This is a genomic window from Clostridium sp. OM02-18AC (assembly GCF_003481825.1).
Lineage (GTDB): Bacteria > Bacillota > Clostridia > Lachnospirales > Lachnospiraceae > Brotaphodocola.
This window is the reverse complement of sequence record NZ_QULW01000020.1, coordinates 1-14,149: the sequence shown is the minus strand read 5'-3', so window position 1 is coordinate 14,149 and position 14,149 is coordinate 1. Positions and strand designations below refer to the sequence as shown.

Below are 14,149 nucleotides of genomic sequence, written 5' to 3'. Positions count from 1 at the left end.
GCAGTCAGGTAGATATTAAAAACGCGTGAAAAGAATTCAAGTTAAATCAAGAAACAGGAGAATCATGTACATGCTCAGCACAAAAGAAGAACTTTATCTTTACCTGGAAAAAATAAGCAGGGGTTATGCTCTGAAGGATCTGAAATATTTTACGGCAAATCATATCAGCGAATCATTGAACATTTCCCGTAATCTGGCCAGTCAGTATCTGAACGAGTTAGTAAAAGAAGAGCGGGCCATTAAGGTCAACTCCCGCCCTGTTTATTTCTTTCATAAGAAAAATGTTGAACGCGAGGCCCAGGTCTCTCTGGAAACCTGCGTATTCTCCGGTATGGACGATTTTCAGCGGAAATGCCGAAGCGATGAAAAGAAAAGAGATTTTCAGAAAGCCATCGGTTATTACCTGAGTTTAAGTTCCTGCATCGAGCAGTGTAAAGCAGCTGTTAAATACCCGCCAAATGGTCTTCCGGCCTTGTTTAACGGAGCCGGCGGAACAGGAAAGGCTTTTCTTTCCAGTCTGATGTATGAATATGCTGTAAATGAACGGGTAATCGGAACTGCAGGCGCAGCTTCTCTCCCGCCTTACATCACAGTAGACTGCTCCGAATATGCCCAGAATGAAGAAAAATTTGCTCTTTCCCTTTGCGGCAGCGAAGATGGAAAAGGCTGGCTTGCAAAGGCAAACGGCGGCATCCTTTTCTTTGATGAAATTGACAGACTTCCATTTTCAGGACAGGAACTGATCTATTCCTACTTAATTTCGGGACAATATAAAGGATATCATGATGACGAACATGTTTTTGAGTCCAATGCAAGACTGGCATTTTCCACCACAAAAGCACCGGCGGAAGCACTTTATAAGCCACTTGCAAGGATGATTCCCATTGTGATCCCGGTCCCAACATTGCATGAACGCACAGCCGATGAAAAAGAGGAAATGTTAGTCTCCTTCTTAAAAGCAGAAGGGCGGCGCATGGGCGTAGATGTAAGCATCAGCCAGAACGCCTTCCACTGTATGCTGGAATTTTCCTACGAAAACAACATCGACGAATTAAAAACCTGCGTTACCAGCAGCTGTGCCGGAGCTTATCTGGAAAAAACCAGCGAAGGTATCGCTATCCACAGTTATCACCTTCCGGAATATATGCTCTCCTCCTTAAAACTGGAGGTTGAAGACAAAGACAAACGGATGATCCACTTAAACAGTTACAGCCGTGACACCTCTTTGGGGCAGACGGTACAGTATTTCCAGATCATGTTAGATGTCTTTGAAGATTACCGTCAGGATATGCTCAGTTTTGACGACCTGATGATGGAATTCCGGAAACAATTAAATGATTATTACGACTATCTGATCTACGGACAGAAGCTTGTAAACATCAAGATCTCCACTTACGAACAGCTGATCAATCAGATTTTTGAAAATGTAGGTGAAATGTATGGCATCAGCCTTTCCAAAAAATACAGCCACTTACTTGCCCGCCGCTTATATATACAGCTTCAGGGCGACCATCTGATCGACAACTGGATGAAACAAAACCATGACGAGATTGAAGAAATGTTTCAGGCTGTAAGCGCTGTTCTTGAAAAAGAATCAGTCATCTGTTCCAGGATCGTAAACCTGATCAAACTGAATCTGGACATTGAAGCAGACAGTTTAAACCAGCTGTTTTTGCTTTTAGATATAAAAAACCAGAACCAGAAGATCCAGGGACTTTCCGCAGCTGGTATTATCTTAAGCCACGGCTATGCAACAGCTTCCAGTATTGCAGATGCCGCTAACCAGATCATCGGGCGAAAGGTATTCGATGCCATTGATATGCCTCTTGACATGCAGATGAGTGACATCACCGGGCTGCTAGAAAAACACATTGAACGATTTATCACCTGTCAGGACGTAGTACTTCTGGTGGATATGGGTTCTTTAGAGCAGATCCACAGCCAGATGGGCGGCCTGCGAAATTTAAACATCGGCATCATCAACAATATTTCCACTGCCTTAGCTGTTGACATCGGCCTTGGCATCTGTGGGAACCAGAAGCTGGAAGACATCCTGAAACGGGCCAGCGAAAGCAATGTCTGCACCTACCGTATCATTCACAATGTACAGAAGGAAGACGCCGTGATCTTCAGCGGAGAAAACGGCATTGACACAACGGAAAAGCTAAAAGAGCTGATCTTAAAAGCTTCCGCCACTTCCATTCCTGTAAAATTTGTGGCTTATGATTATTACCGGCTGATGAAAAACGGCAGCCATGATGAGATTTTCCAGCAATACCATGTAAAATGCATCATCGGGCTTTTTAATCCGGAAATCGAAGGAATTCCTTTTATTTCTTTAGAGGATATTATTTCCATGAATTCCGCAGAAAAACTGACAAACATTTTTTCAGAGTACCTGGATGAAGAACAAATGGAAGTATTTAACCAGAACCTGGTAAAGAATTTCTCTCTGCAGAATGTAGTTGAATCCATTACCATTTTAAATCCTGACAAGCTTTTAGATGAAGTGGAACAGGCAGTGGGACGGCTTCAGAAGATCACAGGAAGAAAGATCGCAGGACGTATCATGATCGGGCTTTATGTCCACCTTTGCTGTCTGGTGGAACGACTGGTCACAAAAACGACCATTGATAATTACCAGGATCTGGAAGAATTTGAACAAAAACACGCCGAATTTATCAGGCAGGTAAGGGACAGCTTTCAGGATATCTCCCGGCATTACCGGGTGGCTCTGCCTGTAAGTGAGATTGCTTACATTTATGATTACATGCATTTGAATTCAAAAAATAAGCTTTCCGGGCAGGCAGAAAGCCCGGCCGTCCGTGAGGACGAATAGGAGGTAAATATGGGTATTGTACTTGCAAGAATTGATAACCGTCTTCTTCATGGTATCGTGGCTACACAGTGGGCCGGACGTTCCGGTGCACAGCGTATCATGATCATTGATGACACGGTTGCCAATAATGAACTGACCAAAGCCAGCATGAAGCTTGCCAGACCTACCGGAATGGCTATTTCCATCATTACCGAGGAAACAGCTTTAAATAACTTCAAAGCCGGAAAATACAATGACCACACTGTATTTGTACTGGTTAAAAGGCCGGGAACATTGGTAAAGCTGTCTGAAATCGGTGTAAAGATCCCGGAACTGGTCATTGGCGGAACTGTAAAACCTGAGGAAGGCGAAGAAGCTGTGAAGTTTTCCAAGAGAGCTTACGCAAAGCCGGATGACCTTGAGGCTTATAAGAAATTAAAGGCTGCGGGGACCAAACTCTATGCACAGTATGTACCTGCAGACGCAGAAATTTCTGTTGATGAATTTCTGAAATAACAAAGGGGGAAAATGTTATGCAATTGAGCATTTTACAAATTGTACTGCTTGTTCTGGTGGCTGCTGAGATCAACGTTGACCGCCGTGGATTATCACTGACCCATGCGAGACCTGTTATTGTAGGTTTTCTGTGCGGACTGATCTTAGGCGACATGAAAAGCGGTCTCTACATCGGTGGTACATTCACATTAATGGCTTTAGGTGTTGCTGCTGTTGGAGGTTCATCTATACCTGATTATGGTGTTGCAACTATTATTGCATGCGCATTTGCAAAGACAACCGGACAGGGGCCGGAAGTTGGTATGACGATCGGTCTTCCTGTTGGTATGCTGGGTGTACAGATGGATGTTTTATTCAAAATCTGCAACTCCTTCATTGCTCAGAAATCTCAGAAATATGCAAATGAAAAACAGTTCGGTAAAATGTATGCCATCCTTTACCTTTGCCCTGTTATGGTAGCTATATTTACCTCTCTTCCAACTGCTATAGCTTTAACAGCGGGAGCTCCTTTGGTTCAGGCTATCCTGGATGTGCTTCCTGCCTGGGTAACAGGTGGTCTGTCTGTGGCCGGAAAGCTGCTTCCAGGTCTTGGTATTGCCATGCTGCTCCATTTCATGCCGGCAAAGAAGTACTTCAACTACATTCTGATCGGTTTTGTGCTCAGCGCATACATGGGTGTACCGATCCTTGGTATCGCATTCCTTGGCGTAGCTTTAGCTTATAAGTTTTATATGGATGAAGAGGCAAGGGAAAATGTAGGATTTGCAGGAGGTCTTGAAGATGAATAATGAGAATGAAGTAATGGAAAAAGCTCCCGTTTTAACGAGAAAAGACTGTGTGAAAGGTGCCATCCGCTGGTCCTTAATAGCAACTACAACCTTTAACTACGATACGCAGCTTGCTCCGGCCGTTGTTTTCGGTATCGGACCTCTGCTGCGTAAAATCTACAAAGACGATGATGAATACGTTGAAGCATTAAACAACCATTACAAATACTTCAACACTATGCCATGGCTGGCAAATATCGTTCTTGGTGCTACTCTGGCGTTGGAAGACAAAGAGGGAATCTCTTCCCTGGATGCTGTACAGAATATCAAGGTCAGCTTAATGGGACCTTTAGCCGGTATCGGTGATACCTTATTCTGGACGCTGCTTCCTACTATCATGGGTTCCATTGCAGGATATATGGCTTTGGAAGGCAACCCCATCGGTGTTATCCTGTGGCTCATCATAAACCTTATCTTCATCGGCATCCGTACTCAGTTGATGTGGATCGGATACCGCGAAGGTACCAAACTGATCACAAAAGTAGGTGGAAAACTGGCTCGAATCACAGATGCTGCTTCTGTTCTGGGTCTTACAGTTGTAGGTGCGCTGTCCGCAACGGTTGTAACTGCAAAAACACCTCTGGCATTCCAGATGGGCGAAGTCAATTTAGCGGTTGCGGATCTGTTAGACAAGATCATGCCTTCCATGATCTCTGTAGCTACTGTCCTGGTACTGTATAAGCTTCTTGGAAAGAAGGGAATGAAGATCACTACTCTGATCCTGATCGTCATCATCTTCTCCATGCTCTGCTCTGCGCTGGGAATTCTGGCTTAATCATAACTTAAAAACATGCAACTGACGGTTCTGCCTCTCTTATTTGGCAGACAGAGCCGTCTTTCATTCAACTAAGGGGAGAATTATATGGTTGAAGTAAGTACAGCAAAACGTAATATTACACCTCTGTTTCCTATGTACATGCGCGGTTATTATATGAGAACGGGAAAATCTATTGGTGTTTTGGATGAACTTTACTGCAGGACCTTGGTCCTGCGCATTAACGGGGAGATTTTTATATGGTCCACCTGGGATCTGTGCCGGTTAGAAGAACCGATTTCAGATTATGCCCGTACGGTCCTTGCCGGAAAATACTCTGTTCCAAAGGAAAATATCATTATCGGAGTTATTCATACGCATTCCGGTCCTGATATTAGTTTTGAAGATGAAGGAGAAGACAGAAATCATCGCAAGGCCGTTTACAGAGAATATGTAATGAAACAGCTTTTTGACGCCGTAGATGAATGCTTTGAGCGTGGTTTCTTAGAGGTAACACCTTATATGGTAAAGGGAACGATAGAAGGTGTATACGGAAATCGAAACTATCGGGACAAACCAAGTGATAAAGATATCAACATAATCCTGTTCCGCAATGAAAATCATGTAGTAGCAGGTATGTTCCAGTTTACCTGTCATCCAACGGTCCTTGGCATCCACAATATGAAGATCAGTTCTGATCTTTTGGGAAATATTGGAAAAGCACTGGATGAAAAATACAATAGTATTTTCATTACCATGCAGGGCGCCTGCGGTGATATGGGCAATCGCCAGTACCGTCAGGGAAATAATGAAAAAGAGCTGTGGCGTGTCCGCGATGAAATCATGGAGCAGATTGATATTTTTGCGGAAACAGAAACTCCTATGGAGTTAAAGGTTGACGCCGTAAAGACTGCCGAATATACCGTTCACCAAGCCTATGACATCGATGCCATGAAGGTTCAATTGGCGGAAGATGAAAAGAAACTGGCTGCTGCTGTCACAGAGGATGATAAGAAACTTCTCTGGTCCGGTGTGCGACATTTGAAAAGAAAGATTGCAGCAGGCGGTGTTAATGCAACACTTCGCTCCGTTATCTTCCATCTGGGTGATCTGGAGATCATCACGATCCCGGGAGAGTTGTTCTCTACCTTCGGAATGGAGATCAAAAAGCATTTTCATGCTCCTATGCGTATTGTTTGGGGTTATGCAAATTACAGTGCAGGTTATATTGTAGAGAAAGATGAATATGGAAAAGGCTATGAAAGCAGGTCGACTCCATTTCCGCAAGGAGAAGCAGAACTTTACGTAGATCATCTGATCAAATCTCTGTAGAATCTGATCCCTGTCACGCTATCGCAATTACAACTATGAAACTATAAGGAGAAGCGTTATGAGAAGATATATTATCGCCTCCCATCATTTACTGGCCCACGGCCTGAAAGACACATTAAATTTTCTTACTTCCATGGACGGCATCATTGATATCAGTGCCTATATGGATAACACCGATCTTCCTACCCAGATCAAAGAATTATTTGATTCCTTTGACCCGGAGGATGAAGTGGTTATGATGACAGACATGTTAGGAGGCAGCGTAAATCAGCAGTTCTGTCCATATGTAAACGAACATCGACACCTGATTTGCGGTATCAATCTTCCATGTGCCTTAAGCCTGGTATTACAGCCTCAGGATATGCCTCTTACTGCAGAGACTGTCCGGACTATAGTAGAAGAATCAAGAAGTCATCTGATCTATGTAAATGAGTATCATGATGGGACAAATGAGGATGATGAGTAGGAAATATGTAAAGTGAGAAGGTAAACACGACGGCCTCCCGCATTGTGCGGGAGGCCATTTTTGTTAGAGCGCTATAATATCCCGGTCTTCCGGTACATAGAGATTCCCATGATAGTAAGCCTTTCCTTCGGCCATGTAAAGCTCTTTCCGCTTTCCAACGGATTTGTCTTCGGTATGCCAGAGCACCAGATTCGGAATATGCAGGCTTTCAGCCAGCTCGGCGGCATCCTTAACAGTGCTGTGATGCTTTTCGTAAGGCTTGAAACGGTCACGCTCTTCGTAGAGACAGAATGCCTCGTGAAGCAGCCAGTCGCTGCCTTTCACGTAAGGCTCGCAGTCCGGATTGTAAGGCTCATCACCGGCACAGGTCAGCTTTTTGCCGTTTTTCAGAATGGTGGTGAAGCCAAACTGCCGTGCCTTTGTGGAGTGGATATCGAAAAAGGTGACATCGTAATCCAGGATATGCAGGGTTTCACCGTCATGGACCGGGATCAGATGAATGCGGTCACCGATGAGACGGTAGAATTTGTCCTGCAGGGTCAGCTTACAGAAGGTGTCAATGGTGGATACCAGGCCATCGTGGCAGTAAATCTGGAAATCTCCGTCATATTTGCCGTTTTTCATGCGGGTAGCAATGAAACGGACCAGCCAGATCACACCGAGGATGTGGTCGGTATGCTCATGGGTCACGAACAGATGATGGATCTGCGGATATTCGATCTTCATATCCTCCAGAATCCGCAGAATGCCGTTGCCGCCGCCGGCATCGACCATGAAATACTGGTCACCGTCACGCAGGGCAAAACAGGTATTGTAATAATGAGTGGCATTGGCGTTGCCGGTGCCGAATACGTAAAGCTCTTCCATAGCAGGTACACTCCTTGTTTGTGGTAAATGGTTACTGTACACGGACAGGTATTTTCTGAACTGAAAATGCCGTATAATACAGTAACAAAGGGATTTTAAACAGCAACAATATCTTTGCAATTTGTCGTATTTATGGTACTATACTTCTAGAAAAAAAGCAACCTGAGAGGAGGCATACCGAGTTGAACAGAGAAGAATTTCTGCGGGGACTGGAGAATGCGCTTTCCGGCAATGTTCCGCCGTCTGTGGTGAGGGACAATCTCCGTTATTACGATGATTATATTCGTTCTGAGCGTCAGAAGGGACGTTCGGAATCTGACATTATGGATGAACTGGGAGATCCGCGTCTGATTGCCCGTACCATTCTGGATACAACGCCGGGAGCGGCAGAGGGTGAGTATGAGGAGTATCATCCGTTCGGCAGTTTTGCCGGAAACAGCGGCAGAACCAGTCAGCAGGAGGAGCCGCAGCAGGCCCAGTATGGGAATTACGGCGGAACCGGAAATATCCACTACTACAACCTGAACAAGTGGTACTGGAAGCTTCTGGCTGTTGTGGTCGTGATCTTGTTTTTTACACTGATGCTGACCATTATAGGCGGAATTCTGACACTGGTTATTCCGCTGCTGCCGGTGATCGGCATTGTGATCCTGGTCATGTGGCTGGTTCGCGGTCCGCGAGGCTGAGATATCTGAATAAAAATGCAGTCTGCACTCTGCTAAGGAATTGCAGGGTCACGCATTTCAAGAACCCGGGAATATTCTTTTGTTTCCGGGTCTTTTTTTGTCTCGGAGCGGTTCAGCTGCAGGAACCGGACAAGCTGGTAACAGTCGATCCAGATCTCGTTATTTCCATCCTTCTGGGATTCATCAAAGATGAGCTGAAGCCCAAAATGCAGATGCGGCTCATCGATATTATTCGTGTTTTCCGTTCGGCTGTAGCCGGTGCGGCCCAGATAACCGATCACATCCCCGGCCTGGACGATGCTGCCCTCCTTTAAGGCTTTGTGATAGGGATAGTTTTTTCGCAGATGTGCATAGTAATAGTAGCGTTTTTTGTCAAAGCTGCGGATCCCAAGCCGCCAGCCGCCGTACTGGTTCCAGCCGATAGCCTCCACATAGCCGGATTCCACGGCAATGACAGGGGTTCCTACCTGGCCCATCATATCATGTCCGAGATGCCGGCGCTTGAAGCCATAGCTGCGGGAAACACCAAAATCGTCATAATCCTGATAGGGAAAATGCTTGGCAATGGGAGAGAAGGCTTTTAATCCGTATTTGGTAACCCAGGACACGCTGCCGTCTTCTGCCGGCTCCTGAATTTCATAAGTGCCGACCATGCCGCCAAGAACTGCAGTGTAGGCCTCCAGATAATAGGCATAGTATTTCATATTTTCTGTCAGGGACTGCATGGATTCGCCACCTTTTATACGTTCTGCCAGTGCATCCATGTCGGTAGTGCGGAACCGGGAAAAATCACCTCCGCAGCGGGCGGCAAGGTAAGCGAGAAGCTCGATCCAGCTTAGGTGGCAGTCAGATGTAAAGCTGTCTACATCCAGACGGAGAGCCTGACGCAGCGCTTCATCCGGAACAGAAAAATCGACCCACTTAATATACTTTTTTTCTTTTGTTTGAGCGGAGTCTGACGGAGTGGCATTTGGGGTATTGGAAAAGATGGCTCCGGAAGATGTCTTTCGGGAGAAAACAGAAAGGCACAGGGCCGTCAGGATCAGGATTTCTGCGGTAACTACAAAACGGAGAAAGCGTGAAAGGGCATATTGAAACAGGAGAGAAGATTTCATGGGTCTGCTCCCTCGGCTTTTTACCATTTTATGGGTTGAATTATACAGATAGCACAGAAAACGAAAGGAAATTATTAAGAAAAAGTAAATTCTGCCCAGATTGCTTGACTGGAAAGTGTCATACGTGTATAATCAGTTTGTAACATAGTTAACAATTACGTAATATTTAGAAATAAATAGTTCACGATTGGAGAGCGGTTCATGAAGAAAACGGTATTATACATAGCAGCAGTGCTGGCAGTATCAGGCGGTTTGATGTGGCAGAAACCTATGGTTGCACACGCAGAGCCGGAGGTCATCCAGGAAGCTCCGGTTTCTACGGTACTTGAAGTGGCAACGGAAGAAGATTCCGACGAAGACAATGGACCGGCTCCGGAGATCCAGGCAGCAAAGAAGCTGGAAGAAGAGCTTGCCGCAGCAGAAGAAGCTGCAGCCCAGGAAGCAGCCCAGACAGCCAGTGCCCGTCAGAATCTTGTGGATTACGCACTCCAGTTTGTAGGCGGTTCCTACCGCGCAGGCGGCAATGATCCTCACACCGGTGTGGACTGTTCCGGTTTTGTGCGTTATGTCATGCAGCATGGTGCAGGAATCAGCATGAACCGTTCCTCCAGTTCTCAGGCAACTCAGGGACAGGCAATCAGTTCCAGCCAGATGCAGCCGGGCGATCTGTTATTCTATTCCGGTGGTTCCGGAATCAATCATGTAGCTATGTATATTGGAGATGGAAAGATTGTCCATGCCTCCACCTATGCAACCGGCATTAAGATTTCCAAGTGGAATTACCGCAATCCGGTCAAGATCGTAAGCATGTTCTAAAGGATAGAGCCGGAAACAATCGGACATTGCTTTTTCCATTGTTTTCCATTATAATGAGGTTGAAGAATGCTGTTCCCCTTAAATCAGCTTCTTCAACCTTATTAATTATTTATACTCCCTAAGAAAAGTCAGACAGCTCCCCTGTCTGGCTTTTCGCGTTGTGTGCAATCCGGTCAGATCCAGACCTGTGTATTTGACTTGAAAATTTGGTAAAACAGTTTTGTTGTGCTAAAAATTGGGAAAAAACGACAGTTGCGTTATGGTATATTCTGCGTTCGAATTCGCATACTAATCCCGTAACAAATTCACAGAGCCAAACAGGAGGGATGCATGATGAAAAATCATTACAGCGATATGGACAACAGCAGAGACTGCCACACTTCCAATTCCATGGATTCTGAGCGTAACAGCAGCCGGAATTCGAACCAGAATAAGACTCAGAACAGCAGCCGGAATTCGAACCAGAACAGTACCCAGAACAGCAGTCGCAATTCCAGCCAGAATGATACCCAGAACAGCAGCCGGAATACCAGCCGGAATACTACGCAGAACAGCAGCCGCAATTCCAGTCAGAACACCACACAGAACAGCAGCAGAAACAACATGGATCATTCCACAAGAAACTAAAAAACAAAAAATACGATCGAACAACGACTCAGCAAAAAAGGCCGCCTTCTTCGCGAAGACGGTCTTCTTCGCTTTATAGGAAATATGCATAAAAATTTGATAAAAACTTGTCAAGTATGCCGAAAGTGAGAACGTCAATGGAAAAAATGGGGATAGTGGATTGACGTTAAAAATATAACGTGTTATATTTTATAAAAACATAACGCGTTATATTTTTGAGCAGGAATAAAGTTATTGATTTCTGTTTATGGAGTTTACCAAAGCTGACAAGGAGAAGAATATGGAAAGAAAAAAGAATAAGGCAGTCTCGTTTTTTGCTATCTGTATGGCGATTCTGGTTGCATGCTCGTTCTTGATTTGGGGATTTCAGAGCAGTTGGGGGAATGTGAGGATTAAACGGTTGAATCTCACAAGTCAGGATGGAACTACAGTGAGTTCTCTTATTTACATACCGAAAAACGCAACCAATGACACACCGGCTCCATTGGCTGTCATTTACCATGGACGTTCCAATCACGCGCATTCCAATGATACCTGGAGTATGGAATTGGCGCGTCGTGGTTATGTCGTTTTATCACCGGATCTGCAGGGCGGTGGTGAGTCAGACCCGTCTGTGGATCGCAGTATTCAGGCAATTAGTGTTGCAGAATATGCCAACAGTCTTCCTTATGTAGAGAAGAATGCCATTAACCTGATCGGTTATTCGGCAGGAACCCATACCGTGCTTCAGACCTATCATGCAATGCCTGAGCGGGTCAAGAGTATCTGTGAAGTGTTTGGACCGTTTATGATGCAGATGGCGGGCGGTATTGATGATGTTGACACCAATTTCTGTCTGATTAAATCCGATGCAGACCAGTACGATTATTTCTTCATTGGTGATCCGCAGGCCTGTACAGAGTATGTGACAAAAGCGGCTGGTCTTCCAGAGGTTGTTTCTGGAGAAGATTATGACCGGAATGGAAAACTGTTTCGCTATTCTGAGATTAGTGGAACGTTACATCAGACAGGAAATATCAGTGGTGAGACGATTGAGGCAATCCTGTCCTTTGAGTCGGCAGTCAATGAAGAGCCGATCAGCCGTCCTTCAACTGATACGGCGTGGTTTCCACAGCAGATCTTTTCTGGAATTGCCTGTGTAACCATGATGTTTTTACTTGCGGCGCTGGTAAATCTGTTGATGCAGAATCCATTTTTTGCGTCTGCAGCAAACCCGGTACCGGTAAAAGCACCGAGAAGCGGAGCCAAAGCCTGGATTTTAGATATTTTGTTTACAGTAATCATCCCAATGATCATATTTGTGCCGGTATCTGCGTATGTCATGGTTTGGACCGGAGCCGGAACGGTCTGGTCTAAGTTCCTGACATCCGCAAACTTAAATGGCATCATGGGATGGCTTCTGGTACTGGCGGCAATCGGCATTGTGAGAATGCTTTTGACTGCTTCCAAACGGAAAAAAGAGGGAAAGCCGATGCACCTGTCTGAGTTTGCTCTGGGCGGTGCAGACGAAAGAAAAATTGACTGGATCAAACCGGCAAAAGGTTTTCTTATGGGACTGATCTGCGTAACCTTTGTGTTTGTATGGCTGGGACTGTTGGAGGGATTTCTCGGCATTAACTATCAGGTATGGAACCTTTCTACCTATTTAAAAATCTGTCCGATGAGAATTCTTTGTGCAATTCCATATGTGCTGATCATTTTCTTTGTTATGTTTACCGGAAATATGAGTCAGCGGGTGCTGCCGTCTACTGGAAATGCAAAGAAAGATATGTGGATTGCGGTTGCCGTGAATACCGTGCTGACTGCACTGGCATTGTTCCTGCTTCTTCTGATCCAGTACGGTGGAAGCATGCTTCTTGGAACCGGTCAGACTCTGATCCCGCAGATTGATGTATACGGAACTGGAAGAAATACCAGCTGTGGAGCGCTCGATTTTGCGTTTGGCTACTGTTATATGATGGGAGGAACCACTGGTGTTGTAACCTATCTGTATCGTAAATTTGGCAATATCTGGGTTGGTGTGATCCCGGCTGCCATGTTCGCTGGCATGGTAACTTTATCCGGCTTTACGCTGATTGGCTGATTTTTCTGTATTTCTTTCCTTTTCAAATCTAGGAAAATGGACTATAATAATCTGGTTACGATCTTATTTCGTTTTCATCAGGAGATATGTAAATGAGCAGGGACAGGCAGCAGGAAAAAGCCAGACGATCCAGGGAAAGACTTTTAGAAGCAGCAGGAAAATTATTGTCTGAAAAAAATATAGCCGATGTCGGCGTTCGGGAAATCGCATCGGAAGCTGGCTGTACAACCGGAACGTTTTATCATTATTTTACGGGAAAAGATGATATCATACACCATTTGTACGAGGGACATGATGTAGAAATGGGAGATATTCTGCGTCAGATGGCACAGACTCCCGGGATGTACTGTAGGAAAATCCAGACATTTTTTGCGCAGAATCTGTCTGGTGCAGTCTTAATGGATGGATGGGAATTTACCTGTCACCGGGTTTTCCAGGTGCGAAGACACAGCGGGGATGAAAATCAGCTCTATATGGGCATGCAGGAACTGATCCAGAAGGCAATCGAGGCTGGAGAACTGCAAAACAAAGTTCCTGCAAAAGAAATCAATGAATATCTGTTTGTGGTGTTCCGCGGAATTCTGTATGAATGGTGTATTTGTTCTCCAGAAAATTTGTTTCCGCTTTCAGAGCGCCTGGAGAAGATGATCGGATATGCGTTGCGGTCCTTTCAAAATGAATAAGAACAGGAATAAGAAGGAAGTCTCGAAAGGGACTTCCTTTTGCGCTGCATGTTATCTTCGCCTGCATAGAGCACATGCAGATTGTCCAAAACTGCATTGCCTGCATAAAATACAGTAAGAAGCAGGGACAGGCGGGATTCTATGTGGTATCTGATCAGTGGAAAAGAGCTGGATGAATACCTGGATCAGGGAATGGAATTGTTTCTGGTAGATATGCGGAGACCGGATGCGTATCACAGAGGACATATCCGGGGAGCGGTAAACATTCCGGCAGAAGAATTGAAACAGCGTGTCGGTGAGCTGCCGGTGAACCGCCTGATCGTTTTGTACTGTTATCATGGACCAAACAGCATGCGGGCGGCAAGGTGGCTGGCTTCGCTGGGATACGAGGCAGCCGATGTGTATGGTGGGATCCAGGCTTACCGCGGGAAATACCTGGAGTAGGCATAGTAAGATTTTGCGTTGCCGGGCAAACCTGCGTAACACAGGAATAAGAAACGGCTGACTTGAAATTTTAAATTCCAGTGCAGTGGTAAATTCCACCGGACATTAAAATTCC

The 14,149-nt window shown here is 45.3% G+C and carries 14 protein-coding genes; 12 read left to right on the top strand and 2 right to left on the bottom strand.

The annotated features are described in order from the left end of the window. Positions 1-70 precede the first annotated feature (70 nt). The 6 genes from DXB18_RS13355 (at position 71) to DXB18_RS13330 (ending at position 6,713) form a co-directional block, all read left to right on the top strand. Positions 71-2,839: a PRD domain-containing protein gene (locus DXB18_RS13355; RefSeq protein WP_182430578.1), complete on the top strand. Its 2,769-nt coding sequence runs from the start codon at positions 71-73 to the stop codon at positions 2,837-2,839. A gap of 9 nt (positions 2,840-2,848) precedes the next feature. Beyond that, positions 2,849-3,334: a PTS sugar transporter subunit IIB gene (locus DXB18_RS13350; RefSeq protein WP_118541435.1), complete on the top strand. Its 486-nt coding sequence runs from the start codon at positions 2,849-2,851 to the stop codon at positions 3,332-3,334. A 17-nt stretch (positions 3,335-3,351) separates the two neighbouring features. Next, entirely contained in the window at positions 3,352-4,122 is a 771-nt protein-coding gene (locus DXB18_RS13345; RefSeq protein WP_118708310.1) for a PTS sugar transporter subunit IIC, read from the top strand. After that, a complete protein-coding gene (locus tag DXB18_RS13340) occupies positions 4,115-4,936 on the top strand; it encodes a PTS system mannose/fructose/sorbose family transporter subunit IID (RefSeq protein WP_243035209.1) in 822 nt (273 codons plus the stop codon). Before DXB18_RS13345 ends, DXB18_RS13340 begins: the two co-directional genes overlap by 8 nt. Positions 4,937-5,092: 156 nt before the next feature. Next, complete coding sequence (locus DXB18_RS13335; protein ID WP_207665789.1) at positions 5,093-6,247, top strand: hypothetical protein; 1,155 nt, start codon at positions 5,093-5,095, stop codon at positions 6,245-6,247. A 58-nt stretch (positions 6,248-6,305) separates the two neighbouring features. Then, the gene (locus DXB18_RS13330; protein WP_118541441.1) at positions 6,306-6,713 is read left to right on the top strand and encodes a PTS sorbitol transporter subunit IIB; all 408 of its coding nucleotides are present in this window, start codon (positions 6,306-6,308) and stop codon (positions 6,711-6,713) included. A gap of 63 nt (positions 6,714-6,776) precedes the next feature. Here DXB18_RS13330 and DXB18_RS13325 read toward each other — a convergent pair whose 3' ends face one another. Then, entirely contained in the window at positions 6,777-7,580 is an 804-nt protein-coding gene (locus tag DXB18_RS13325; protein WP_118708308.1) for an MBL fold metallo-hydrolase, read from the bottom strand. A gap of 182 nt (positions 7,581-7,762) precedes the next feature. On the opposite strand from DXB18_RS13325, the gene DXB18_RS13320 reads away from it, so the two are divergent. Then, positions 7,763-8,266: a DUF1700 domain-containing protein gene (locus DXB18_RS13320; RefSeq protein ID WP_182430577.1), complete on the top strand. Its 504-nt coding sequence runs from the start codon at positions 7,763-7,765 to the stop codon at positions 8,264-8,266. Between the two features lie 32 nt (positions 8,267-8,298). On the opposite strand, the gene DXB18_RS13315 is transcribed toward DXB18_RS13320, so the two are convergent. After that, positions 8,299-9,381: a M23 family metallopeptidase gene (locus tag DXB18_RS13315; RefSeq protein ID WP_118541447.1), complete on the bottom strand. Its 1,083-nt coding sequence runs from the start codon at positions 9,379-9,381 to the stop codon at positions 8,299-8,301. A 201-nt stretch (positions 9,382-9,582) separates the two neighbouring features. On the opposite strand from DXB18_RS13315, the gene DXB18_RS13310 reads away from it, so the two are divergent. From DXB18_RS13310 to DXB18_RS13290, 5 genes are all read left to right on the top strand, one after another. Beyond that, on the top strand, positions 9,583-10,197 hold the full coding sequence (locus tag DXB18_RS13310; RefSeq protein WP_118708304.1) for a C40 family peptidase: 615 nt from the start codon (positions 9,583-9,585) through the stop codon (positions 10,195-10,197). Positions 10,198-10,527: 330 nt separating this feature from the next. After that, positions 10,528-10,824 carry a hypothetical protein gene (locus DXB18_RS13305; protein WP_182430576.1) on the top strand — a complete coding sequence of 99 codons (297 nt, stop codon included), beginning with the start codon at positions 10,528-10,530 and terminating at the stop codon, positions 10,822-10,824. Between the two features lie 430 nt (positions 10,825-11,254). Beyond that, positions 11,255-12,907: an alpha/beta fold hydrolase gene (locus DXB18_RS13300; protein WP_147355246.1), complete on the top strand. Its 1,653-nt coding sequence runs from the start codon at positions 11,255-11,257 to the stop codon at positions 12,905-12,907. A 92-nt stretch (positions 12,908-12,999) separates the two neighbouring features. Next, on the top strand, positions 13,000-13,590 hold the full coding sequence (locus DXB18_RS13295; protein WP_118708300.1) for a TetR/AcrR family transcriptional regulator: 591 nt from the start codon (positions 13,000-13,002) through the stop codon (positions 13,588-13,590). Positions 13,591-13,731: 141 nt separating this feature from the next. Next, the gene (locus DXB18_RS13290; RefSeq protein ID WP_118708298.1) at positions 13,732-14,034 is read left to right on the top strand and encodes a rhodanese-like domain-containing protein; all 303 of its coding nucleotides are present in this window, start codon (positions 13,732-13,734) and stop codon (positions 14,032-14,034) included. Positions 14,035-14,149 lie beyond the last annotated feature (115 nt).

Coding starts and splice junctions, on each gene's coding strand:
- DXB18_RS13330 (WP_118541441.1), top strand. CDS start 6,306: ATGAGAAGATATATTATCGCCTCCCATCATTTACTGGCCCACGGCCTG.
- DXB18_RS13335 (WP_207665789.1), top strand. CDS start 5,093: ATGAGAACGGGAAAATCTATTGGTGTTTTGGATGAACTTTACTGCAGG.
- DXB18_RS13295 (WP_118708300.1), top strand. CDS start 13,000: ATGAGCAGGGACAGGCAGCAGGAAAAAGCCAGACGATCCAGGGAAAGA.
- DXB18_RS13325 (WP_118708308.1), bottom strand. CDS start 7,580: ATGGAAGAGCTTTACGTATTCGGCACCGGCAACGCCAATGCCACTCAT.
- DXB18_RS13345 (WP_118708310.1), top strand. CDS start 3,352: ATGCAATTGAGCATTTTACAAATTGTACTGCTTGTTCTGGTGGCTGCT.
- DXB18_RS13305 (WP_182430576.1), top strand. CDS start 10,528: ATGATGAAAAATCATTACAGCGATATGGACAACAGCAGAGACTGCCAC.
- DXB18_RS13355 (WP_182430578.1), top strand. CDS start 71: ATGCTCAGCACAAAAGAAGAACTTTATCTTTACCTGGAAAAAATAAGC.
- DXB18_RS13340 (WP_243035209.1), top strand. CDS start 4,115: ATGAATAATGAGAATGAAGTAATGGAAAAAGCTCCCGTTTTAACGAGA.
- DXB18_RS13310 (WP_118708304.1), top strand. CDS start 9,583: ATGAAGAAAACGGTATTATACATAGCAGCAGTGCTGGCAGTATCAGGC.
- DXB18_RS13290 (WP_118708298.1), top strand. CDS start 13,732: ATGTGGTATCTGATCAGTGGAAAAGAGCTGGATGAATACCTGGATCAG.
- DXB18_RS13350 (WP_118541435.1), top strand. CDS start 2,849: ATGGGTATTGTACTTGCAAGAATTGATAACCGTCTTCTTCATGGTATC.
- DXB18_RS13315 (WP_118541447.1), bottom strand. CDS start 9,381: ATGAAATCTTCTCTCCTGTTTCAATATGCCCTTTCACGCTTTCTCCGT.